Here is a 23987-nt window from a genome sequence, read left to right on the forward strand (position 1 = left end):
ACTGAGCCTGTCGAAGTGACCAGCAGCACCCTTCGACAAGCTCAGGGAGCGAGCGGCGGGTCGTCAGTTGAACAGCTGGATCGGGTTGAACACGTCGGCGAGCAGCAGCAGCGCACCCATCCCGATCAGCAGAATCACGACGACGAACGTCACGGGCACGAGCTTGGTCGCATCGACCGGCTTCGGCGGCGGGCGACGGAACAGACGCGCCCACGCCTTCTTCACGCCCTCCCACAGGGCAACGACGATGTGACCGCCGTCGAGCGGGAGCAGCGGCACGAGGTTGAAGACGAACAGCGCGATGTTGAGCGAGCCGAGCAGGCCGAGCAGCACCGAAACACGGCTCAGGATCGGCGCATCCGTCGAAGCGACCTCGCCCGCAATCAGACCCACACCCACCACGCTCATTGGTCCGTTCGGGTCTCGCTCCCCTCCGGTGAACAGCGCGACGCCCGTCTCGTAGAGCTTGACGGGCAACTGCGCGACGATGCCGACCACGGCGCCGACGTTCTCGATCGCGGCTTGCGGACCGGTCCAGATCGGCTGGCTCTGCAGTTCGTTCGCCGGAGTGATGCCGACGAAGCCGACATCCTGGGTCTCCGCCACTCCGTCGGCGTCGACGACGGGCTGCCCGGCGTCGTCGTAGACGGGACGCTCGGCGAGCAGGGGTGTGACCGCGAGGGTCTGCTGGGCACCGTCCCGCTCGATGTCGAAGGTCAAACGTGTGCCGGGGTTGTCGCGGATGATGGCGGATGCCTCATCGAAGGTCGCGACGGGACGTCCATCGATCGAGAGGATGCGGTCGCCGGGAAGGATGCCGGCGGCCGCGGCGGGGCTTGCGGGGTCGTCCGGGCCGCACTCTGTCTGTTCCGAACCGGCCGCGACGACGCACTCGCTCACGGCTGCGACAGACGTCGATGCGCTCTGCACGCCGATGCCGCTGAAGACAAGCATGAAGAGCAGGATGGCCAGCAACAGGTTCATGACCGGCCCGCCGAGCATGATGATGATGCGCTTGTAGACGGGCAGTCGATAGAAGGTCCGCGTGTCGGCTGTGCCGATCATCGTCTCTTCGTTGGCGACGCGAGCGTCCTGGATCATCGCCGCGAACATCCCCGCCGCACGGCCCTGGCGTGGCGGCGTGGCCGCTCCCCCGCCGTCGGCGTCCTGCGCTCCCACGCGCGCGACCTCGGCCTCGCGTTCAGCGGGCGTCGGGGGGTACATGCCCGACATCGAGATGTACCCGCCGATCGGGAGAGCCTTGATGCCGTACTCGGTCTCGCCGAACTTCCGCGACCACAGGGTGGGGCCGAGGCCGATCATGTACCGGCCGACGCGCACACCGAAGAGCTTGGCGGGCACCAGATGCCCGACCTCGTGCAGCGCGATGGAGACCGCCAGGCCGACGACGATGACGAGCAAGCCAATGGCGAAAGTCAGCACGGTCACGGGCCAACGCTACCGCCGGTTGCTTGGAGCCCGCCCCGAGGGTCGTATGCGTGCGGCCGGAGGGGCGGGAGGACGCGGCTAATGTTGACGGAGAACCAGCGAACGAGCGGATAGGAGCCCGGCATGCGCACACGCCAATTGCGCGCGCTTCGTGGGGCAGCTGCAGCCATGCTCGCCGTTCTCTTCGCCGCCGTCTCGCACACGATGGGTGGCGGCACGGCTCCGGGCATCGTGATCCTGCTCGGGGTATCCGCTCTCGCCTGGCCGGTCACAACGGCGCTCGTCGGTCGGGGGCTCCGTCCGGTCGGACTCGCGTCGGCCGTGATCGTCACGCAGGTGGCCCTGCACGCCGTCTTCGCACTGACCTCGAGCTCCGGTACGTCCGCGGGCGCACTGCCCCAGAACCTCGCCGCGCACCAGCACGGTCAGGTCATCATGGACGCCGCGGGTGCCTTCGCCCAGGTCGTGCTGCCCACGCCGCCCATGCTTGCAGCGCACGCGCTCGCTGCCGTCGTATCCTTCCTGGCACTGTTCGGCGGCGAACGGATGCTTCGCGCCATCGCCGCGTGGACCCTCCGCCTGCTGCACCGGGCCGCCGTCGCGGCGCCCGGCTCCGCCTCGGTTCCGCGCGCGACCTTCACGGTGGCACCCGCACCGATCGCTCGTAACACCCGCGGCACACCCCGCCGCCGCGGACCACCTCTGAAGTGGGGCGACGCACTCGTCGCATGATCCGCCGGGCAATCCGCTCGCGCGTTCCCCACGAATCCGTCGTAGCGGCCCATCGCCGCGCGGCGCCCACAGAGAGAACTCCGAACATGAACACCACGACCCCTGCACACACCCGTTCCGCCCGCCGCCGCCGCTTCGGCGTGCGAGCGGCAGCCGCTGTCCTCGCCTCGGCGGCCCTCGTCGTCGCGGCTCCCCTCGCCGCACAGGCACATGTCACCGCGACACCGGATGCTGCGACCGCCGGCGGCTATGGCACCCTGACGTTCGCCTTCAGCCACGGCTGCGACGGATCGTCGACGACTGCGCTCGAGATCACGATCCCCGAGGGACTCGCCTCGGTGTACCCCACCATCGAAGCAGGATGGCAGATCGACGTGCAGCGTGATGGCGAGAACGGCCCCATTTCGCTGATCACCTACACCGCCGACGAGCCGGTCCCTGATGGGATCCGCGCCGCAGTCGTCCTCGGCGTGCAGTACGCCGAAGACACCGCGGGCGAGACGCTCGCCTTCCCGGTCAACCAGGTGTGCGAAGTGGGCAACACCGACTGGGCCGAGATCGCCGAGGACGGGGTCGACCCGCACTCCCTCGACGCTCCCGCACCCACGGTGACCGTCGGCGAGGCCACCTCGGACGAGCACGGCACCGGCACCTCCGACAGCGAACACTCCGACTCCGACGAGCACGCCTCGGACGCGGTGTCCACGAGCGACGCCTCACCGCTGCCGCTCGTGCTCGGCGGGGCAGGACTCGTGCTGGGCGCGGGCGCCCTCGTCGTCGCCCTGCTGGCCTTCCGCCGCACCCGCAGCTGATGCCCGTTCGGCCCGGTCTCCGCGCCACCCGCGGGTGACCGGGCCGGATGTGTGCGGTCCGAGGCATCCGTCCCCTCGTCTGATTAGATGGAGGCGCCATGACGTCACCCGCCTCTGAATCATCGTCTGACTCGTCCGCGGGTGCGTCGCGGCTTCCGCCGGTGCTGCGGCCCGAGCGGCCGCCCGCCCGCTCCCTGCAGGCGCTGGCCGGCCGGTACGCGACAGCCGTGCACGGCGACATCGCCGATGCGACGGTCTCGGGCATCACCCTGGCGACCGCCGACCTGCGCCCGGGCGAAGCTTTCGTCGCGATCCGGGGCATCAACCGGCACGGCGCCGAGTTCGCGAAGCAGGTTGCCGAAAAGGGCGCCGTGGCCGTGATCACGGATGCCGCGGGCGCTGAAATCGCGGCCGACGCCGGCCTGCCGATCATCGTCGTCGAGAACCCGCGCGCGATGCTCGGCGACCTGTCGGCCTGGGTCTACGGCACCGGTCCCGGCGACGACCTCCCGATCCTGCTCGGCACGACCGGGACGAACGGCAAGACCAGTACGTCGCACCTCCTCGCCGGGATCCTCGAACAGCTCGGGGTGGTCGTCGGTCTCAGCTCCACGGCCGAGCGGCACATCGCCGGAGAGGTCATCGTGTCGCGGCTGACGACGCCCGAGGCATCCGAATTCCACGCCCTCCTCGCCCTGATGCGGGAGCGTGGCGTCGAGGCGGTCGCGGTCGAGGTGAGCGCTCAGGCTCTCAGCCGCCACCGCGTCGACGGGCTCGTCTTCGATGTCGCGGCATTCACGAACCTCACGCACGACCACCTCGACGACTATCCCGACATGCGGGCCTACCTCGAGGCCAAGCTGCCGCTCTTCCAGCCCGATCGTGCCCGCCGCGGTGTGGTCTCGCTCGACTCGGCCGCGGGCGCTGAGTTCGTGGCGAGCTCGGGGATCCCGGTCGTCACGATCGGCACGCCCGCGATCGCCGCGGATCCCGAATCCGCTGCCGCCGCCGACTGGACCGTCACGATCCACGACGAAACGCAGGCCGGTACGCGGTTCACACTGTCGGGTCCCGACGGTGAGCTGACGACGGTCGTCCCCGTCATCGGTCCCCACATGGCCGCGAACGCGGGCCTGGCGATCGTCATGCTGCGCGAGGCCGGGTATACGTGGGAGCGGATCGCCCACGCGCTGGAGCGCGACGGCACGATCCACGCGTACCTGCCCGGCCGGACGGAACGTGTCTCGGGCGACCGCGGGCCCGCGGTGTTCGTCGACTTCGGACACTCCCCCGACGCCTTCGAGAAGACCCTCGCCGCGGTGCGACGTGTCACGCCAGGGCGCGTACTCATGCTCTTCGGTGCGGATGGCGACCGCGACGCCACGAAACGCCATGACATGGGGCGGACGGCGGTGCAGGGCAGCGACATACTCGTCGTCACCGACCACCACCCCCGCTTCGAGGACCCGGATTCGATCCGAGCGACCCTGATCGAGGGGGCTCGACGCGCGCGACCGGACGCCGAGATCCACGAGTACTCACCGCCCGAGCGCGCCATAGAGGCTGCCGTCAAAATGGTCGGCGAAGGCGACGCGATCCTCTGGGCGGGCCCGGGGCACCAGGACTACCGCGATATCCGCGGTGTTCGAACCCCGTACTCGGCGCGGGAGCTTGCGAGGCGAGCGCTCAAGGCGCGCGGCTGGCCCGTGCCGGAACCGCACTGGCCGGTCCCCTACGCCGACTGACACGCACACACGTTTCGACTCGTCGCTACGCTCCTCGCTCAACGAGCGACGTTTTCAGGATGCAGCGGCGATCGCGGCATCCGCCGTGCGGCGTGCCCACGCCTCGGCGTCGGCGAGGCTCTCCCGGGTCAGGGCATCCGGCGCCTCGTGTGCGTCCACGACGCGCGCCACGGTGTCCACGATGCCCGTGAATCCGAGGCGCCCCTCGTGGAACGCATCCACCGCCTGCTCGTTCGCCGCGTTGTAGACCGCGGGGTATGTGCCGCCCGCGCGGCCGACCCGCTTGGCGAGGGCGACAGCGGGAAAAGCCTTCTCGTCGAGCGGCTCGAACGTCCAGGACGTCGCGGTGGTCCAATCGAGCGGACGGCCAACGCCGCCGACACGATCCGGCCAATCGAGCCCCAGCGCGATCGGCAACCGCATGTCGGGCGGCGAGGCCTGCGCGAGCGTCGAGCCGTCCACGAACTCCACCATCGAGTGCACGATCGACTGCGGGTGCACGACGACGTCGATCTCGTCGTACGGCACATCGAACAGCAGGTGAGCTTCGATGACCTCCAGACCCTTGTTGACGAGCGTCGCCGAGTTCGTCGTCACCATCCGGCCCATGTCCCACGTCGGGTGGGCGAGTGCCTCTGACGGGGTCACACCCTTGAGTTCGGCACGGGAGCGACCGCGGAAAGGACCCCCGGATGCCGTGAGCACGAGCCGTCGCACCTCGTGCGCTGCCCCACCACGCAGGCACTGGGCTATCGCGGAATGCTCCGAATCCACGGGCACGATCTGTCCCGGCGCCGCGATTCGCGAAACGAGATCTCCCCCGACGATCAGGGACTCCTTGTTCGCGAGAGCGAGCGTACGGCCGCACTCCAGCGCCGCGAGCGTGGGTCCGAGGCCCACCGAGCCGGTGATCCCGTTCAGCACGACATCCGTCTCGACGTCGCGCACGAGCGCCTCGGCCTCGTCTGCTCCCAGCGCGGTGTGCTCGACCCCGAACTCGGCGGCCTGGGCATCCAACGTCGCGCGGTCCGTGCCCGCGGCCAGCCCGACGACCTCGAAGCGTCCCGGGTTGGCGCGCACGACATCGAGCGCCTGCGTGCCGATCGAGCCGGTGGATCCGAGGATGATGATGCGGCGCATCCGGTCAGCCTACCGAGCGCGCACAGCCGGTCACGTCGACAAGCTCCGTGACCGCGCTCCGGCGCGCGTGGCTCGGCGACCGGGCGGTCAGCCCGCCGCGCGCTGTGTGGCGAGGATGTCGACGACGAAGACGAGGGTCTCGTTCTGCAGCTCGTTGCCCTCGACCGCCCCGTAGCCGAACTCGGGCGGGATCACGACGAGGACCTGCGAGCCGACCGTTTGACCCTCGAGCGCCTGACGGAACCCGTCGACGACGCCGGTGGTCGTGAAGCTCGCGGGTGCGCCGCTCTCCCAGCTGGAGTCGAAGACCGTGCCATCCGACCACTTCACGCCGGTGTACTGCACCAGGACGGTGTCGCCCGAGTTCACGGTCGCACCATCGCCCTGCTTCAGCACCTCGATATCGACCGTCGTCGGCGCATCGCCGCCCGGGAGCGTGATGGTCGGTGCGCCGTCCTCGGCGAGTTCGACGGTCGGGAAGCCATCGACGGGCGACTGGTCGGCACCCCATGCGGCGAGAGGCGTCACGCCGAGCACGTCGACGACGTACACCTCAGCGCTCACGGTCTCGCCGGTGGTCGAGTCCTGGGTCGCCGGGAAAGTCAGCACCATGCGCGAGCCGATGTTGGCGCATCCCATGATCTGTCCGAAATTCGAGTCGCTCGTGACGGCAGCCGGCAGGATCTCGCCCTCGACGTACCCGACGTCGCCGAGACGCTCGCCGGTATCGGCCGAGAATGCGCTCAGCGCGTACTGGACGTAGTCGCCCTCTTCGAGCGGGTCGCCGTCGCCCTCGGTGATGACCGTCCGCTCCAGCTCAGGAACCTCAAGCCCCGTCGTGAAGGTCGCGGTCGATACCGTGCCGGCATCGCCTTCGACCGTGACCGACTCGGACGCGTCGCCGGAGGGGGCTGCGACGTCGCACAGGGAGCCCGTGCCGGAGGCAGAGGCGTCGGGCGTGCCCGAGCCGGAGCAACCCGCCAGGACGAGGGCGGACAGGGCGAGTGCCGACAGGGCGGCGAGGGGGCGAATGCGCACGGATAGACCTCGATGCTGTTCGGGGAGAGACTCCATCCTGACGGAGGTTTCTTTGACTCACCTGAACGCCCGCACGCGCGGTGCTCGCATTCCCTGGCGCGCATGCTTCCCGCGATAACCTCGGGCAATGACCTCCGCAGAACCGGAGCCCACCGGCGCGCCCGCAACTCCCGAAGTCGCGCACAGCGAACCGGGGATGGGTTGGACCTACCGACTGGGCCGGACGTTCGTCGCCCCGCTCGCGCGAATGGTCTACCGTCCGATCGTCGAGGGCCGCGAGAACGTACCCCGCGAAGGTGCCGTGATCCTCGCGAGCAACCACCTCTCGTTCATCGACTCGGTCGCGATTCCCATTGCGGCGCCGCGACCCGTGCACTTCCTGGCGAAGTCGTCGTATTTCGAGGGCGCCGGGATGTCCGGATGGTTCACGCGTGAGTTCTTCCTGGCGATCGGAGCCGTACCCGTCCAGCGCGGAGCCGGACAAGCGGCGCTCGATGCCCTCGACCAGCAGCGGGCGCTTCTCGATTCCGGCCGTGCTGTCGCCCTGTACCCCGAGGGCACGCGGTCGCTCGACGGTCGCCTCTATCGCGGCCGGACGGGCGCCGCGTTCCTCGCTCTGCAGACCGGTGCCCCGGTCGTGCCGGTGGGACTCCTCGGCACGGCCGAGGTCATGCCCGTCGGCGCACGGATGCCGTCGCTCAGTGAGCGGGTGACCGTCCGCTTCGGTGAACCGCTCGACCTGTCGCACCACGGCGCACCCGAGTCTGGGCGTGCTCGCCGCGGCGCGACCGACGAGATCATGGCGGCGATCCACGCGCTCACCGGGCAGGAACTCGCCGGAACCTATAACGAGGCACCCGCCCAGGGCGCGGTCGAGAAGATCAAGCGCGTGCTGCCGCACGAGCGGCTCTGACGCCCCGACCCGATGCCGGGCGCGGATCCGGGCCGCGTCAGCCCGCGACCCCGATCATCGCCTCGTGGCGGACCGGGAAGTTGACCGAGTTTGCGATGAAGCACCACTCGTTCGCGAGCGTGTGCGCCCGGTGGGCCTGCTCGAGCATCGAGGCATCCGCCACCACGACACGCGGCCGCAACACCACCTCGGTGAACGCGCCTCCGCCGCGGCCGTCGAGCGCCATCGTCCCCTCGGCCTCGTCGGAGTAATCGAGCACGATCACCCCGAGTGTGACGCACGCGTGAAGGTAGCTCAGCAGATGGCACTCCGACAGCGCAGCGAGAAGCAGGTCTTCGGGATTCCACTTGGCGGGATCCCCCCGGAACGGACGATCCGCGGATGCCTCGAGCCCGGGTTTTCCGGCGATCTCGATCGTCACCGACCGGTCGTAGTCGCGGTAGCCGCTGGTTCCCGTCCCGCGATCGCCGGTCCATGTCGTGGCCACACGGTAGCGGTGTTCGCCGTTCATACGGGAAGTGTCGCACGCCTCGCCCGGCACGGGCTCGCGATTAGGCTGACCTGGTGTCAAGATCCCTCACCGTTCCGGGCGCCGTCGAACTCGCCACCGTCGATCGCGGCGGCTTCGTCGAATCTCGGCATAGTGGCGCCGCGGTCGTGCTCTCGCCCGACGGAACGATCCGTGCATCCTTCGGCGATGGGGAAGCAACGCTCCTGCCCCGCTCGAGCCTCAAGCCGCTCCAGGCCGTCGGGATGCTCACGGCGGGCGTCGAGTTGGAGGGCGAGCGGCTCGGGCTCGCCACCGCCAGTCACACCGGCACGGATCGCCATGTCGGCGTCGTCCGCGCGGTCCTCGAGCAGGCCGGATTGACCGAGGATGCCCTCGGATGCCCGGCAGCCCGCGCGTCGGATCCCGAAACCCGCGACCGCCAGATCCGTGACCTCGATCCCGCGGCGCCGGTCCGGATGAACTGCTCGGGCAAGCACGCCGGGATGCTCCTCACGTGTGTCTCGAACAACTGGGACACGGCGGGTTACCTCGACCTCGACCATCCGTTGCAGCGTCACCTGCGCGACACGATCGAGCGTCTCACCGGCGAGAAGATCCAGGCGAGCGTCGTCGACGGATGCGGGGCGCCGGTTCATGCCGTGACCCTCAACGGGCTCGCACGCGGCATTCACCGCATGGGCACAGCATCCGAGCGCTCACCCTTCGCCCTGCACCGTCACGCCGCAGCCGTCGTCCGTGCGGTGCGGGAGAACCCGTGGACGATCGCCGGACCAGACCAGCCCGACACCCTCATCGCCGAGCGTCTGGGGGTCTTCGCGAAGCTCGGTGCCGAGGGCGTTCAGGTCGCCGTCGCGCCGGATGGCACGACGGTGGCGCTGAAGATGCTCGACGGAGGCCAGCGCGCGGCACCCATCGTCGCCCTCACGCTGCTGCAGACGGCTGGTGCCTTGAGCGCCGCGGATGTCGCGCTCGTCGCGAATGATCTACAGCTCGACATCCGGGGCGGTTCTGAGGTCGTCGGCCGCATCCGCCCCACCGTCGGCGTCTCGTGATCGACGACGCGTTCGTCTGCATCTGACGTCACGCAACCACCGCCCTCCGGAGGAGAGACCGCATGAGGATCGCCGTTCCGACCGAGGTCAAGAACAACGAGTACCGGGTGGCGCTGACGCCCGCGGGAGCCCACGAGCTTGTGCGTGCCGGACACGAGGTGTTGGTCCAGCGCGGCGCCGGAGAGGGATCGTCGCTTCCGGACGGCGAGTATGCCGCGGCGGGCGCGACGTTGATCGACGACGCCGACGAGGTGTGGGCCGCAGCCGAGCTGGTGTTGAAGGTCAAGGAGCCCGTGACATCCGAGTATCACCGCTTCCGCCCGGGGCTCGTGCTGTTCACGTACCTGCACCTGGCCGCGGACCATGCGCTGACGGAGCGTCTGCGGGATCACGAGGTCGTCGCGATCGCGTATGAGACCGTGCAGTTGCCGGGCGGGGCACTTCCCCTTCTCGCGCCGATGAGCGAGGTCGCCGGCCGTTTGGCTCCGACCGTCGGCGCCCACACTCTCCTCAGGTCTGAGGGAGGGCTCGGTGTTCTGATGTCGGGTGTTCCGGGGACGCGACCAGCACGTGTGACGATCATCGGCGGCGGTGTGGCCGGCGCGAGCGCCGCGGCAGTCGCCGTCGGTCTCGGTGCCGATGTCACGGTCTTCGACACCCAGGTCACGCGTCTGCGGGAGCTCGACGATCGATTCGCCGGGCGGGTGAAGACCGCCGCGTCCAATCCGCTCGATCTCGACCGGGCGGTGATCGACTCCGACCTGGTGATCGGCGCGGTCCTCGTGCCGGGGGCGCGGGCGCCGAAGCTCGTGACGAATGAGATGGTTGCCCGGATGCGTCGCGGTAGCGTGCTTGTGGACATCGCCGTGGATCAGGGCGGATGCTTCGAGGACACGCATCCGACGACTCACGCCGACCCGACTTTCCGCGTGCATGGCTCGGTTTTCTATTGCGTGGCGAACATGCCGGGCGCCGTTCCGCATACGTCGACGGCGGCGCTTGCGAACGCGACGCAGCCGTACATTCGTCAGCTCGCGGGCCGCGGGTGGCGCTCGGCGTTGACGGCTGATCCCGCCCTCGCGCACGGCTTGAACGTCGCCGAGGGTCGGATCGTGAACGCGGGAGTCGCCGAGGCGCACGGTCTGCCGCTGACGCGGCTCGAGGACCTCGTCAGCTGAGCGCACGCCGCTGGCGCACGCCGTGACCGAACGCCGCGTGTGCCCGCCGCTGGCTTCCTCAGGCGAGGCCTCCGTCGATCGAGCGCCCGTACTCAGCCGGGTCGTCCGGCACGAGCACTTTCGAGTCGCGGTTGAGGGTCTCACCGCGGAAGAACGGCTTGGACCGCGGGAACGCGAACCAGATCAGCATCAGCACGACCCCGACCGCGAGGGCGCCGATGCCGAGCACGAAGGTACTTCCGATGCCGAGCAGTGACCCGCTGTAGCCGTAGTCGACGTCGTACATGTCGATCGCGGACTGGACGAATGCGTACGTGAGCATGAGTGCGCCGAGGAGCGGTAGCAGGCCCTTGTAGAAGAAATCGCGTGCCGAGCTGAACAGGTCTTTCCGGAAGTACCATACGCATGCATAGCCGGTGATGCCGTAATAGAAGGCGATCGCGAGCCCGAGCGACAGGATGGAGTCCTGCAGGATGTTGTCGCTGATCAGGGTCATTCCGATGTAGTACAGCGAGGCGACAACGCCCATCACCACGGTCGAGAACGACGGGGTCTTGTACTCGGGGTGCACGGTGGCGAACCGACGCGGCAGGGCCTTGTATGCGGCCATGGCGAGGGTGCCACGTGCGGTGGGAAGGATGGTCGTCTGCGTAGACGACACGGCCGAAATCAGAACCGCGACGACGAGCACCCATCCGAACGGTCCGAGCAGCCCATCCTTGATCGCCAGGAAGAAGTCGTCGGCGTTCGCCTCGTTGCCAAGTCCCGTGCCGTCCGTGCCGAGGCCGGCGTACATCATGGCGGCGACCGTGACGGCGACGTAGGTGACGAGCAGGATGACCGTCGTGAGCAGCGCCGCGAGCCCGGGGATGCGCTTCGGGTCCTTCGTCTCTTCGTTGAGCGCCAGGCAGGTGTCCCAGCCCCAGTAGATGAAGAGGGCGAGCAGGATGGCCTCGATGAATCCAGACCAGTCGGTGAACCCGAGGGGATTGAACCAGGCCCAGTCGAAGGGCGTCGCGTCGGGTGCGGTGCCGGAGAAGAACTGCGTGAGGGCGGCGATGACGAAGATGGCGAGGGCGAGATATTGGATGGCGAGCAGCACGTTCTGCAGACGCTCACCGATCTCGACCCCGCGCCAGCTGATCCACGTCATGGCGGCGATGAAGAAGACCCCGGTTCCTGTGACGAGCGGGACGTTCTCGGAGAGCGAGCCGTCGCCGATCAGGGACCAGAAGTAGATGGCCGCGATCTGGGCGAGGTTGGCGAGGACGACCATTCCGGCGACGGCCACACCCCAGCCGCCCAACCATCCCACGAAAGGACCGAAGGCCTTGGTGCCCCAGGTGAAGGTCGTTCCGCAATCGGGCACGGCCCTGTTCAGCTCGCGGTACGCGAAGGCGATGAACAGCATGGGGACGAAGGCGATCACGAACGCGATCGGAGCCTGGGCTCCCACGGCGAGCACGACGAAGCCGAGGGTCGCGACGAGCGAGTAGACGGGCGCCGTCGAGGCCAGTCCGATCACCGTCGATCCCCAGAGCCCGAGCGTGCCGGTGGCAAGACCCTTGCCTTCGGGGCGGCGGAGGTCGATCGGAGTGGTGGCGGTCATGTCCACACCTTGGCCGAGCGGAAGGCTCCTGCGCAAGTAACGATCGTGCGGGCGCCGCGAGCCCGTGTCTGTCCTCCCGCGACGCGGTCCCGCGATGCGCCCGAGTCCACGCACATCAACCCGCGGATCCGAGCAGGTTCACCCGCACCGGGCGGCTGACCGGTGCGCACAACCACGCCCGTCCGACGCCCGGGCGCGCATACGGCGGAAGCGACCGCTCCCCCGCGACGGTTCGCAACTCGGGCGCACAGTCCGCGTCGACGACCAACGGATGCCGGGCCCGCAGCTCCTGCAGCAGCCCCCAGCGGGCCAGCCAGTCCTCACCATCGCCGACGAGTATCTGCGGCCTTTGCGATTCCTCGACGATGTCGGCGAGCCGGGACGCCGCGGGTGTCTGTCGGAGCAGGCGCACGTCGCCGAAACCATCCCCGCGCACGCGCAGAGCATTCGCAACCGCGTCCGTCTGCCGTGTCACGACACCGGTCAGCTGCTGCGGGTGCCAGTCCGAGACCCTCGCGGGCTCAGGGAACGGGCGTTCCTCGGTTCGCGCGAACTGCACCTGCCAGGCCGCCAATCGACCGCGTCCGGGTGAGAGGTCGGACCGAAATCCGCTGCCCTCGCCACCCGCCGCGACATGATCCATTCGCGTACTGAGCGCCAACAGCGCTCGCTGCGGCAAGGCATCCACAATCCGAGCCAGTCGCCCGGAGAGCGACCGCGCTGTGACGACGAGCCGGCCGGTGCGTGCGATCCGGTCCAGCCGGTCGGCCGCTGCGACCGCATGGTCAGGCGGGAAGCGCGCGAGAAGGTCATCCGCGTCATCAACGAGCCACAACCCGGACTCCTCCGCGCCCATGAGTGTGTCCCAGGCCGCCTCGAGGTCGTCGGAGACGACGATGGCGTCAGCCGCCTGTGCCGCGATGAGCGCGATGATCGAGGATTTTCCCGACGCCCCCCGTCCGACGACGGCCAGTCCACCCGTCTCGGCGAGCGCGATCGGGAATTGCCGCTGCCGGCCAGGGTCGTCCGCCAGCGCCAGCAAGATGCCCTCACCTGCCTCCGACTGCTCACGGCGAGCGCGCGCACGGAGCTGTTCGAGGGTCACGACTGCCGGAAGCGCCGGGAGCCACGGCGACCGCGGCGCATCCTGCGACCCGGTAGACGCCGCCACGTCTGCGAGCTCGGCAATGCTGGTCAGCGCGATCCTCACCGGGTGCGCGCCCGAGTCTCCCGCCCGCCGCACAAAGGCCCGTCCGCTCCCGAGAAACCCGCCGGGCAGACGAGACGCCGAGTCATCGCCGATCACCGCACGGCTGTCAGCCGAGTCCGCCGCGCGTAGCGCGATCCGGAGCGGGCAGTTCGCCAGCAATGCATCGGGCATGGCGCCCGACACGCGTTGAGACCCGAGGACGAGGTGCATACCCAGCGCGCGCCCCCGGGCCGCGACATCCGCGAAAATGCGATGCAGGCCCTCGTGCTCGGCGAGGAGCGCCGCGAATTCGTCCACGACGATGACGAGCCGGGGCAGCTCGACGCGCGGGTCCGCGATGTCCCGTGCACCGCGAAGTGCGAGGTCGTGCTCGCGTCGACGCATTTCGGCGCGCAGGCTCGCGATCGCGCGCTCCGCGGAATCACCATCGAGGTCGGTGATCACACCGGTCACGTGCGGCAGGTCGGCGAGTGCGTCGAAGGTCATACCGCCTTTGAAGTCCGCAAGGAGAAAGGTGACTTCCCGGGTCGAGTAGGCGGAGCACAGGCCCGCGATCCAGGTGGTCAACAGCTCCGATTTGCCGCTGCCCGTCACGCCCGTGACCACCGCATGGGGACCGTCCCGTACGAGGTCGACCAGCACGCTCCGGTCGCCGTCGCGTCCGAGTGCCACGGACAGGCCACCGGGGGATCCCACACCGGGCAAGTTGCGCACGGCAGAAAAAGAGACCGGCGGGGCCTCTTCGTTCCGCCCGAAGAGCGCCTGCCCGCGTCGCGAGAGGACACGGGCCATCGCGCGCGCCTGGGTGTCCGAGACGGCTTCCACCGCCAGTTCGATTCGGTCCACCCCGATCACGAGCGTCGCGTCGTGCGGCTCTCGCACATCGAGGACGACGCCGCATCGGGGATCTATCGTGGACGCCGCGCTCCCCCAGGTCAGCAGAACCCCGGTCGGTGCTGGGCCCGCATCCGCCGGGCTGATGACGATCCGCGTCGGACCCTCGCCGCGGTCAGTGCCCGTCCGAGTGCCTTGCTCTGCATGGTGATGGGGCAGCGCCGACATCCATTCCCATTCGTCGGGTGCCGCGCCGAATACCCGGAGAGTCTCGGGCGTGTGGCTGAGGCAGAGCTGCAGGACGAGCGCGCGGAGAACGGCACGTGCCAGTGACAGCTCACCCCGTACCGCGATACCCGCGCGCCAATCGACCGTGAGCGGTGCATCGGCCAAGCTGGCAGTCTCGCGCTTCAGTCGTTCCGCCTCGGGTCGGGACGAGTCGCCCGTCAATAGCGTCGTGCTGGGCCGTCGGCCGTGACCGACGACGGCGAGATCACGCGAGCCCGACGGTGCGGCTCGCCAGATCTGTTCGGTGAGAAGAGCGAAGGCCGCCACATCCGGATGTCTGGCGCGCAGTTCGCTCCGTTCACGGCTATGGCGCTCGATCGCGGCGGCTTCGACATCGGCGAGGGCTCGCGCGTAGTCGGCCTCGGCGCGCGCCCGCTGCCGGCGACCGCTTCGCGCATGGTCGATGAGCCCGCCGAGCGCGACGAGAGGACCCAGCAGCGCGAAGAGCAGCGCGAAGGGCGATCCGGTGATGGCCCAGAGCGCGACCCCGCCGATGAGCGGCACGATGGACGCCACGACCGGGAACGGCGCACGCACGGGCGTAACCGGAACCGCGGGCAAGGTCAGGGGTTCGTCAAGATGCACGCGCCCAGTCAATGCGTTGCGCGACCGATGGTGAGGCCGGATCCCCCGAATTCGGGATCAGGCGCCGGAATCGGCCTCTGGGGAGGAGCCATCCGAGACGGGCGCCTGCGGGCGGCGAGCGGATCCGCGTTCCGCCGTATCGGTGTCGTCGTCGGTAGGGTCTGGTGGCCGCGTCCCCGGCCGCCGCACGTCAACCACGACGATCGAGATGTTGTCGCGGCCGCCGTTGTCGAGGCAAGCCTGCATCATCTGCTCGATCGCGACCTGCGGGTCTTCGTTCTCGAGCAGGAAGTGACGGATGCCGAAGTCCGTGAGCTCCTTGGTCAGACCGTCCGAGCAGATGACGAAGCGATCACCGTCCAGAACGTCGAGTCGGATGTAATCGGGATGAACGCTCTCGCTCGGCCCGACCGCGCGGGTTATCACGTTGCCGTACGGGTGATTCTCGGCCTCTTCGGGACTGAGGCGACCGGAGGCGATCAGCTCCTGGACGACCGAGTGATCCGTGGTGACCTGAGCCAGCGTGCCATCGCGCAGCAGGTAGACCCGAGAATCCCCGATATTGAGCGTGACCCAGGTGGGTTCGACGCCCGTGGTCTCGAGGAAGATCCCGGTGACGGTTGTGCCGGTACCGTCATCTGTCGCCTCGGGGTGGGCGATGATGTCCTTCACCGCCCGCGAGAGAGCCTTCTCGATCGACTTCGGATTGATCCGGCCGTCGCGCACCAGATCACCGAGACGATCGACGGCACTCGCACTCGCGATCTCGCCGCCGAGGTGCCCGCCCATCCCGTCCGCGACGATAAAAAGCGGATAGTCGGCGAGGACGGCGTCCTGGTTGAGCTCGCGTCGCATCCCTCGATGCGTCACCGCAGCCCACGAGAGCGAAAGTTCGCCACCGCCCTTGAGCGTCACGGTGCGGCGATCTGCGATCGCGTCGAATTCGGGCACGCGGTCATCCCTCCGATGGGCCAGCGACTCGGTGCGCCGAGATCACGCCGACCGCGCGCGGCGCGGCGCGGCTTACACATCCTAGTAGACCGCTCCCGACCTGCGGATTTCGCTCGACGGTCCGGGCATCACCCCGAGAGGTGACACCGGCAGCCACACCGTGTTCGCTCTGGGCGAACAGGCGTCGTCAAGCGGACGGACGAGGCCGAGCGTGGTGGTAGTGATCGGGTCGCTGGCACGACGAAACCCCCGCCGGGAACAGAGCGGGGGTTTCGACTGTCGTGATTACGGCCGGGGCGCGTTCGGGTCCTCGGGCGCTGCCGGAGGCGCCGGAGGCGCTGCGGGCGGCGGGTACGAGCCCGCCGGGGGCGGGTAGGCGCCGGGCTGGGTGGCCGGGTTGGACGGGAATCCGCCGGCAGGCGTCTGGACGGGGATACCGCTCCAGACCGTCTTGTCGGCGAGGAAGGTGCGCGCCCACGGAGCTGCCGGAATCGCGGTGTTCCAGCGCGACTTGTCGAAGGCCAGAATGCCGAGCCACACGATCGTGAGGAAGAAGTAGAGGATCAGCCAGACGGCTTCCTTCTGGAGCTTCAGCCCCACACGCCACGCAGCCATGAGCGTGTATAGGAAAGCTGCGAGCAGGATCAGCTGCCCGAGGACCGGGACCCAGCTCAACACTCCGCCGGCGAGCCACAGGACAAGCAGCCACCAGGGGTTGAGGTCGCCGAGCTTGACGAAGATCAGGGTGTTGTAGATCGGCACCCAGGCGCGCCACTTGCCCTGGACGCCGGCCTTCTCGAAGATCTTCATGAAGAAAATGGAGCCGATGATGTATCCGGCGAGGGCGATCAAGAGGAAAAGGGGCAGGAGGATGAGCAGGAAGGCGAGCGCTGCTGCACCGGACCCGTCGTCGTAGCTGATGCTCAAAGGCATGATGATATCCATCTGTCGGGGCCTGTCGGCCGCGGTTCGCAACCCATAGGGGCGCGTGTCACATGGTAGCGAGATTCCGAGCGAACATGCAGGAGAATCTCAGGTAACTCCAGATCTTGCTACGACCAGGGACCAGACGCGATCCTCTCCGGGGCGCACATCGATGCCGGCGGCACTCGCCCAGCGAGCAAACGCCGCGGCCGTTCGGATGCGCGGCCGATCGAGTGCAAGACGTCGCGTGAGCTCACCCTTCGCGTGCTTGTTGAAGTGGTTGAGTGCCCGCACCGATCCCCCGTCGTCCGATGCCGTGACGACACGCAGGTAAACCGACGGCGTCGACTGCGGGAGGGGCCCCAGGGCGACATACGCCTCAGACCGAAGATCCAAAACGAACGAAGCGCCGGATGCCTCGACGGCGGCCGTGACCGCGGCTGCCCAGTGTCGGCGGAGAGGCCCGAGCGCCGGCATCGACGCGGTCGCGCCCAGACGGTAGGCGGGAATCGGATCGAGCGCACCGACGGGGCCGAACGGAGCGCTGTGGATCATGACGTGGCTGCCGAGCCAGCGCCGCGCGGCCGGGCCGAGCTCTCCTGCCGCGAGGGCGTCGTAGAGGACGCCGGTGTACCGGTCGACGGCGGCCATGACCGGTGCCATCCGCAACGCGGAATTCACCTCGATCTCGCCGAGTTGGCGCGGACCCAATCCGAGCACGCGCGCGGCCAGAGCGGAATCGCTCGATAACTCGACAAGAGCGTCGATGGCCTTCTGCCGTGAGGGCATCAGGGAAGGTAGCGCAAGCGCGCTCAGGTCGAGGGATCCTGTGCCGCCGGGCCTCTTGGTCTCGGATGGGGGAAGCAGGATCAGCACGAAGACTCCGGAGCGCGGGATGCGGGTGAGGGATCACGAACGAACGAAGGCGAGGAGCCCCATGGGCCCCTCGCCTTCATGCCGTCGGAATTAGCTGACCAGCGCCGCGTTACCCGCAACGATGGTGAGCACGTCGCCCTCCATCGAGAGGAATCCGTCCTGTGCGCTCGCGAGAATTTTCGACCCATCGGGCTGCGTGATACGCACCTGACCCTCAGCGAGGATCGCGAGGATGGGCTCGTGACCGGCCATCAGACCGATCTCGCCCTCGACCGTCTTGGCGATGACGAGCGTCGCCTCACCGGTCCACACCTCCGCGTCCGCGGAGACCAGGCTCACGTTGACGGGCATGCTCAGCCGTTTTCCTTCTGGATCTGCGCCCAGCGCTCTTCGACGTCGCCGATACCACCGACGTTGAAGAATGCCTGCTCGGCCACGTGGTCGAAGTCACCCTTGACGATCGCGTCGAACGATTCGATGGTCTCCTTGATCGGAACCGTCGAACCCTCGACACCGGTGAACTTCTTCGCCATGTAGGTGTTCTGCGAGAGGAACTGCTGGATGCGGCGTGCACGCGACACGACGACCTTGTCCTCTTCCGAGAGCTCGTCGACACCGAGGATCGCGATGATCTCCTGCAGTTCCTTGTTCTTCTGGAGGATCTGCTTCACCGCGGTGGCCACTCGGTAGTGGTCGGCACCGATGTAACGCGGGTCGAGGATGCGGCTGGTCGACGTCAGCGGGTCGACGGCCGGGTACAGACCCTTCGACGCGATCTCACGCGAGAGCTCGGTCGTGGCGTCGAGGTGCGCGAACGTCGTCGCGGGCGCCGGGTCGGTGTAGTCGTCGGCGGGGACGTAGATTGCCTGGAGCGAGGTGATCGAGTGACCACGCGTCGAGGTGATGCGCTCCTGGAGCACACCCATCTCGTCGGCGAGGTTCGGCTGGTATCCCACGGCAGACGGCATACGGCCGAGCAGCGTCGAAACCTCGGAACCGGCCTGCGTGAAGCGGAAGATGTTGTCGATGAAGAGCAGCACGTCCTGCTTCTGCACGTCGCGGAAGTACTCCGCCATCGTCAGCGCCGACAGGGCGACGCGCAGACGCGTTCCCGGCGGCTCGTCCATCTGGCCGAAGACGAGGGCCGTCTTCTCGAAGACACCCGCCTCTTCCATCTCGTGGATCAGGTCGTTGCCCTCACGGGTGCGCTCGCCGACACCGGCGAACACGGAGACACCACCGTGGTCCTGCGCGACGCGCTGGATCATTTCCTGGATGAGGACCGTCTTGCCGACACCGGCACCTCCGAAGAGGCCGATCTTTCCACCCAGCACGTACGGCGTGAGCAGGTCGATGACCTTGATGCCGGTCTCGAACATCTGCGTCTTCGACTCGAGCTGGTCGAAGTTCGGGGCCTTGCGGTGGATGCCCCAGCGCTCGGTGATCTCGATCTGCTCGCCCGGCTTGGCGTTGAGCACCTCGCCGATGACGTTGAACACCTTGCCCTTGGTGACATCGCCGACGGGCACCGTGATGGGGCCGCCGGTGTTGCGCACCTCCTGGCCGCGAACGAGGCCGTCCGTGGGCTTCAGGGCGATCGCGCGTACGAGGTCGTCACCCAGGTGCTGGGCGACCTCGAGCGTCAGCTCGGTCGACTCTTCGCCGATCGTGATCGTGGTCTTGAGAGCGTTGTAGATGTCGGGGATCGCGTCGTGCGGGAACTCGATGTCGACGACGGGACCGTTGACGCGCGCGACGCGCCCGACGACCGCGGTCTCCGTCGTTTCGGCGGTGGCGGTAGAGGTCATGGTCTTCTTCTCTTTCGTGTGGGCTTACTTGCTCGAGATGTTTATTTACTCGATGCCAGGGCGTCGGCGCCGCCGACGATTTCGGCGATCTGCTGCGTGATCTCGGCCTGGCGCGCATTGTTGCGCAGACGTGTGTACGTCGTGATGAGCTTGTCGGCGTTGTCGCTGGCGGACTTCATCGCCTTCTGCGTTGCGGCGTGCTTTGCCGCGGACGACTGCAGGAGGGCGTTGAAGACGCGGCTCTGGATGTAGACGGGCAGGAGCGCGTCCAGCACCGTCTCGGGGTCCGGTTCGAACTCGTAGAGCGGGTACACCGCGTGCGAGTCATCCGCGGAGGCATCCGACTCGACGACCTCGAGGGGCAGCAGACGAAGGGTCTCCGCCGACTGCACCATCATGCTGACGAAGCGGTTGTACACGAGGTGGATCTCGTCGACGCCATCCGCCTCTCCGCCGCGCCGGTAGTAGTCGAGCAGCTCTGAGCTGATCGCCTCCGCCGTCGTGAACTGCGGGGTGTCGGTGTCGCCGATCCACTGCGCGGCACTCGCCAGCTTGCGGAACTGGAAGTAGCCGACCGCCTTACGCCCGACCAGGAAGTAGGTGACTTCCTTGCCCTGGGAACGCAACAGTGCCGCGAGCTCGAGTCCCTCACGCAGAATCTGCGAGTTGAACGCGCCCGCGAGACCGCGGTCCGAGGTGAAGATGACGACGGCCGACCGGCGGATGACCGGGCGTTCCGTCGTGAGCGGGTGTTCGACGTTGGAGTGGGTCGCGACCGCCGAGACGGCCCGCGTCACGGCGCGCGCAAAAGGTGAGGACGCCTTGACGCGCGCCATCGCCTTCTGGATGCGCGAAGCCGCGATGAGCTCCATCGCCTTCGTGATCTTCTTGGTCGTCTGAGCAGAAGAGATCTTCTGCTTGTAGACCCGTAGTTGTGCGCCCATGGTTTCGCTGTCGCGTCTCCTTAGCCCCGGCGGCCCTTGACGATGCGCTCCTGGTTGACGTCTTCGGCCTCAGCGGCCTCGACCTCTTCGTGTCCAGGAGCAGAAATGCTCTGACCCTTGCCGCCCTGGAACTCGAGGGTGAACGCGTCGACCTGCTTGTCGAGCTCGGCGAGTGTGTCATCGTCGAGCACGTTGGTCGTGCGGAGCGTGGTCAGGATCTCTGTGTTGCGTCGAAGGTGATCGAGCAACTCGCTCTCGAACCGCAGCACGTCCTCGACGGCGATGCTGTCGAGCTTGCCGTTGGTGCCGGCCCAGATCGAGACGACCTGGTCCTCGACCGGGTAGGGCGAGTACTGGGGCTGCTTGAGCAGTTCGGTCAGGCGCGCACCACGTGCGAGCTGTCGACGCGACGTCGCATCCAGGTCGCTCGCGAACATCGCGAACGCCTCGAGCGAGCGGTACTGCGCGAGTTCGAGCTTGAGCGTTCCCGAGACCTTCTTGATCGACTTGACCTGCGCGTCACCACCGACTCGGGAAACGGAGATACCGACGTCGACCGCGGGACGCTGGTTGGCGTTGAACAGGTCGGACTGCAGGAAGATCTGCCCGTCCGTGATCGAGATGACGTTGGTCGGGATGTACGCCGAGACGTCGTTGGCCTTCGTCTCGATGATCGGGAGCCCCGTCATCGAACCCGCGCCGAGCTCGTCGGAGAGCTTGGCACAGCGCTCGAGCAGACGGGAGTGCAGGTAGAAGACGTCACCCGGGTAGGCCTCGCGGCCCGGCGGGCGACGCAGGAGGAGCGAGACGGCGCGGTAGGCCTCGGCCTGCTTCGACAGGTCATCGAAGATGATGAGGACGTGCTTGCCGCCGTACATCCAGTGCTGGCCGATGGCCGAACCGGTGTAGGGGGCCAGGTACTTGAAGCCGGCGGGGTCGGACGCGGGCGCGGCGACGATGGTGGTGTACTCCATCGCTCCGGCATCCTCGAGCGCGCCCTTGACGGCCGCGATCGTGGAACCCTTCTGGCCGATGGCGACGTACACGCAGCGAACCTGCTTGTTCTCGTCGCCCGACGCCCAGTTGTCCTTCTGGTTGATGATCGTGTCGATCGCGATGGCCGTCTTTCCGGTCTGGCGGTCGCCGATGATCAGCTGACGCTGACCGCGGCCGATCGGGATCATCGCGTCGATGGCCTTGATACCGGTCTGCATGGGCTCGTGCACCGACTTGCGCTGCATGACGCCGGGGGCCTGCAACTCAAGGGCGCGACGACCCTCGGTCGCGACCGGGCCGAGACCGTCGATCGGGTTGCCGAGCGGGTCGACCACGCGGCCGAGGTATCCGTCGCCCACGGCGACCGAGAGGACCTCACCCGTGCGGGTGACCTGTCCACCGGCTTCGATGCCCGAGAACTCACCCAGGATGACGACACCGATCTCGTGCTCGTCGAGGGTCTGAGCGAGACCCTGCGTGCCATCCTCGAAAATCAGGAGTTCGTTCGCCATGACGCCGGGCAGGCCCTCGACGTGGGCGATGCCGTCCGCGGCGTCGACGACCGTGCCGACCTCTGTCGCGGCTGCGCCCGTGGGCTCGTACGCTGCGGCGAAATCCTTCAGCGCGTCACGGATGACGTCGGGGCTGATCGATAGTTCTGCCATTGTCTTCCTCTATCTTGAGAGTGCTGTCTGGTGCGGGGCTCTCGCTCCGCGTTCCGCACGGGGTGCGGGAAATCTGGGTTCAGCCGGCCATTCGCTGGCGGAGATCTGCGAGGCGCGCCGCTACCGACGCGTCGATCACGTCGTCCGCGATCTGCACACGCAACCCCCCGACAACGGTGGAGTCGACCACGGTGTTGAGCGACACGTCACGGCCGTACTTCGTGCTCAGCAGGCGGACCAACTGCGCTGCCTGTGCGTCCGTGAGCGGCGTCGCCGTCGTGACGGTCGCAACCGTCCGGTTCAGCTCGTCCGAGACGATCCGCATCGTGCGCGAGAGTGCCTCGCGGATGCGTCGCTCCCCCGGCTGCTGCACGATCGACGCGACGATCAGGGATGTCCCCGCGCTGACGCGGCCCGCGAGCAGGGTGTCGACGAGCGCACCCTTGGAGGTGGCATCGCCGAGGCGGCTGCCGAGCGCGAGCTCGAGCTCGGGGTTCTGCGTGACCATACGCGAGACCGAGAACAACTCGCCCTCGAGGTCGGTCGACGCCTCGGAAATCGCGACCACGCGGATCGCGAGCTCTTCGAAACCGGCGATCAGATCGGTGGCCGAAGACCACCGCTGCTGAACCGCGAACGAGAGCAGAGAGACCGTCACGGGTGCGAACGCCGCGCCGAAGACATCCTCGACGACCTTCCGCCGCGACGCCGTCGAAGCCGACGGGTCGGCCAGCGCACCGCTCAGGTGCGACGAAGATCCAACGACCCGTGCCGCGTGGAAGAGCTGACTCGCCACGGCGAGGTCAAGTCCCTTCGCCGCGGACAGCTCGGCGTTCGACGCGCGCTGGGCCTGAGTGGTCGCGCTGCCCATTACTCGGCCTTCCCCGCAGCAGCCTTTTCGGATGCTTCGAGTTCGGCCAGGAACCGGTCGACCACGGACTTCGCCTTCGCGTCGTCGGAGAGGGTCTCTCCGATGACACCACCGGCGAGGTCGAGCGCAAGGGTTCCGACCTCCGAGCGGAGCGAGACGAGAGCACCCTGGCGCTCGGCCTCGATCTGCGCGTGGGCCGTCGCGGTCTGACGTGCAGCCTCGGCGGTCGCGGCTTCCTTCGCCTCGGCGAGGATGCGCTTGCCGTCCTCACGGGCGGCTTCGCGGATCTCACCGGCCTCGCGGCGGGCGTCGGCCAGCTGCGCGGTGTACTCCTGCAGCGCGGCCTCAGCCTGCTTCTGCGCCTCGTCGGCCTTGGCGATGTTGCCCTCGATCGCGGCGGACCGCGCGTCGAGCAGCGCCGTCATCCGGGGAAGGATGACGCGCCAGAACACCAGCAGGATGACGACGAAGCACACCGCAGACCAGACGATGTCGTAAATCGCCGGGATGAGCGGGCTGGGCGCCTCGCCCTCGCCTTCAGCGGCGAGAGTGACAAGAGCGTTCAGCATCCTGTCTCCTTAAGTGTGGGTCTGATGACTTAGAAGCCGAAGATGAAGCCGGTCGCGATACCGATGAACGCAAGCGCCTCGGTGAACGCGATACCGATGAACATCAGGACCTGAAGGCGGCCGGCCAGTTCGGGCTGACGTGCGACGCCCTCGATGGTCTTGCCGACGACGATGCCCACGCCGATGGCCGGGCCGATCGCGGCGAGGCCGTAGCCGACGGTCGCGACGGAGCCGGTGACCTGGGCGAGAACCGTAGTTGCATCCACGGGTGTGTTTCCTTTCGGTGG

Annotated in this window: 22 protein-coding genes; 6 read left to right on the forward strand and 16 right to left on the reverse strand. The window is 68.1% G+C overall.

Features of this window, described 5'->3' with window-relative positions; genetic code table 11:
- Positions 1-63: 63 nt before the first annotated feature.
- Positions 64-1449 (reverse strand): M50 family metallopeptidase, encoded by a 1386-nt coding sequence (locus tag ACIQ0W_RS07595; RefSeq protein ID WP_396642146.1) that lies wholly within the window; start codon positions 1447-1449, stop codon positions 64-66.
- 123 nt (positions 1450-1572) lie between these two features.
- Between ACIQ0W_RS07595 and ACIQ0W_RS07600 the strand changes: the two genes are divergently transcribed.
- The 3 genes from ACIQ0W_RS07600 (at position 1573) to ACIQ0W_RS07610 (ending at position 4738) form a co-directional block, all read left to right on the forward strand.
- Complete coding sequence (locus ACIQ0W_RS07600) at positions 1573-2181, forward strand: hypothetical protein (protein ID WP_396642147.1); 609 nt, start codon at positions 1573-1575, stop codon at positions 2179-2181.
- 86 nt (positions 2182-2267) lie between these two features.
- Positions 2268-2993: a YcnI family protein gene (locus tag ACIQ0W_RS07605; protein WP_396642148.1), complete on the forward strand. Its 726-nt coding sequence runs from the start codon at positions 2268-2270 to the stop codon at positions 2991-2993.
- 98 nt (positions 2994-3091) lie between these two features.
- On the forward strand, positions 3092-4738 hold the full coding sequence (locus ACIQ0W_RS07610; RefSeq protein ID WP_396642149.1) for a Mur ligase family protein: 1647 nt from the start codon (positions 3092-3094) through the stop codon (positions 4736-4738).
- Positions 4739-4792: 54 nt separating this feature from the next.
- Here the strand turns inward: ACIQ0W_RS07610 and dxr are convergent, their stop codons facing one another.
- Positions 4793-5878: a 1-deoxy-D-xylulose-5-phosphate reductoisomerase gene (gene dxr / locus ACIQ0W_RS07615; RefSeq protein ID WP_396642151.1), complete on the reverse strand. Its 1086-nt coding sequence runs from the start codon at positions 5876-5878 to the stop codon at positions 4793-4795.
- Positions 5879-5965: 87 nt separating this feature from the next.
- Positions 5966-6916, reverse strand: coding sequence for an FKBP-type peptidyl-prolyl cis-trans isomerase (locus ACIQ0W_RS07620; RefSeq protein ID WP_396642152.1), 951 nt, complete (start codon positions 6914-6916; stop codon positions 5966-5968).
- Positions 6917-7043: 127 nt separating this feature from the next.
- Here ACIQ0W_RS07620 and ACIQ0W_RS07625 point away from each other — a divergent pair, with 127 nt between their 5' ends.
- Positions 7044-7829, forward strand: coding sequence for a lysophospholipid acyltransferase family protein (locus tag ACIQ0W_RS07625; protein WP_396642153.1), 786 nt, complete (start codon positions 7044-7046; stop codon positions 7827-7829).
- A 37-nt stretch (positions 7830-7866) separates the two neighbouring features.
- On the opposite strand, the gene ACIQ0W_RS07630 is transcribed toward ACIQ0W_RS07625, so the two are convergent.
- Positions 7867-8340: an OsmC family protein gene (locus ACIQ0W_RS07630; protein ID WP_396642154.1), complete on the reverse strand. Its 474-nt coding sequence runs from the start codon at positions 8338-8340 to the stop codon at positions 7867-7869.
- Between the two features lie 53 nt (positions 8341-8393).
- On the opposite strand from ACIQ0W_RS07630, the gene ACIQ0W_RS07635 reads away from it, so the two are divergent.
- Together ACIQ0W_RS07635 and ald are read left to right on the forward strand one after the other, a co-directional pair.
- Positions 8394-9392 carry an asparaginase gene (locus tag ACIQ0W_RS07635; protein WP_396642155.1) on the forward strand — a complete coding sequence of 333 codons (999 nt, stop codon included), beginning with the start codon at positions 8394-8396 and terminating at the stop codon, positions 9390-9392.
- 62 nt (positions 9393-9454) lie between these two features.
- Positions 9455-10570: an alanine dehydrogenase gene (ald, locus tag ACIQ0W_RS07640; RefSeq protein ID WP_396642156.1), complete on the forward strand. Its 1116-nt coding sequence runs from the start codon at positions 9455-9457 to the stop codon at positions 10568-10570.
- Between the two features lie 58 nt (positions 10571-10628).
- Here the strand turns inward: ald and ACIQ0W_RS07645 are convergent, their stop codons facing one another.
- The 12 genes from ACIQ0W_RS07645 to atpE all read right to left on the reverse strand — a co-directional run bounded on the left by ACIQ0W_RS07645 (position 10629) and on the right by atpE (position 23966).
- Entirely contained in the window at positions 10629-12179 is a 1551-nt protein-coding gene (locus ACIQ0W_RS07645) for an APC family permease (protein WP_396642157.1), read from the reverse strand.
- 115 nt (positions 12180-12294) lie between these two features.
- On the reverse strand, positions 12295-15096 hold the full coding sequence (locus ACIQ0W_RS07650) for an FtsK/SpoIIIE domain-containing protein (RefSeq protein ID WP_396642158.1): 2802 nt from the start codon (positions 15094-15096) through the stop codon (positions 12295-12297).
- A gap of 57 nt (positions 15097-15153) precedes the next feature.
- A complete protein-coding gene (locus tag ACIQ0W_RS07655) occupies positions 15154-16047 on the reverse strand; it encodes a PP2C family protein-serine/threonine phosphatase (protein WP_396642159.1) in 894 nt (297 codons plus the stop codon).
- Positions 16048-16332: 285 nt separating this feature from the next.
- Positions 16333-16980, reverse strand: a complete 648-nt coding sequence (locus tag ACIQ0W_RS07660) for a DUF5684 domain-containing protein (RefSeq protein WP_036294917.1) — start codon at positions 16978-16980, stop codon at positions 16333-16335.
- A gap of 99 nt (positions 16981-17079) precedes the next feature.
- The gene (locus ACIQ0W_RS07665; protein ID WP_396642160.1) at positions 17080-17847 is read right to left on the reverse strand and encodes a YaaA family protein; all 768 of its coding nucleotides are present in this window, start codon (positions 17845-17847) and stop codon (positions 17080-17082) included.
- 90 nt (positions 17848-17937) lie between these two features.
- Complete coding sequence (locus ACIQ0W_RS07670) at positions 17938-18198, reverse strand: F0F1 ATP synthase subunit epsilon (RefSeq protein WP_396642161.1); 261 nt, start codon at positions 18196-18198, stop codon at positions 17938-17940.
- Between the two features lie 2 nt (positions 18199-18200).
- Positions 18201-19655, reverse strand: coding sequence for a F0F1 ATP synthase subunit beta (gene atpD / locus ACIQ0W_RS07675; RefSeq protein WP_396642162.1), 1455 nt, complete (start codon positions 19653-19655; stop codon positions 18201-18203).
- Positions 19656-19696: 41 nt separating this feature from the next.
- Positions 19697-20599 (reverse strand): F0F1 ATP synthase subunit gamma, encoded by a 903-nt coding sequence (locus ACIQ0W_RS07680; protein WP_396642163.1) that lies wholly within the window; start codon positions 20597-20599, stop codon positions 19697-19699.
- A 20-nt stretch (positions 20600-20619) separates the two neighbouring features.
- A complete protein-coding gene (gene atpA / locus ACIQ0W_RS07685) occupies positions 20620-22260 on the reverse strand; it encodes a F0F1 ATP synthase subunit alpha (RefSeq protein ID WP_396642164.1) in 1641 nt (546 codons plus the stop codon).
- A 79-nt stretch (positions 22261-22339) separates the two neighbouring features.
- A complete protein-coding gene (locus ACIQ0W_RS07690; RefSeq protein WP_396642165.1) occupies positions 22340-23131 on the reverse strand; it encodes a F0F1 ATP synthase subunit delta in 792 nt (263 codons plus the stop codon).
- Positions 23131-23700 (reverse strand): F0F1 ATP synthase subunit B, encoded by a 570-nt coding sequence (locus ACIQ0W_RS07695; protein WP_396642166.1) that lies wholly within the window; start codon positions 23698-23700, stop codon positions 23131-23133. The genes ACIQ0W_RS07690 and ACIQ0W_RS07695 overlap by 1 nt, the downstream gene beginning before the upstream one ends.
- Positions 23701-23729: 29 nt before the next feature.
- Entirely contained in the window at positions 23730-23966 is a 237-nt protein-coding gene (gene atpE / locus ACIQ0W_RS07700) for a F0F1 ATP synthase subunit C (protein WP_036294846.1), read from the reverse strand.
- Between the last annotated feature and the right edge of the window lie 21 nt (positions 23967-23987).

This window comes from Microbacterium sp. (assembly GCF_044340635.1).
Classification (GTDB): Bacteria; Actinomycetota; Actinomycetes; order Actinomycetales; family Microbacteriaceae; genus Microbacterium.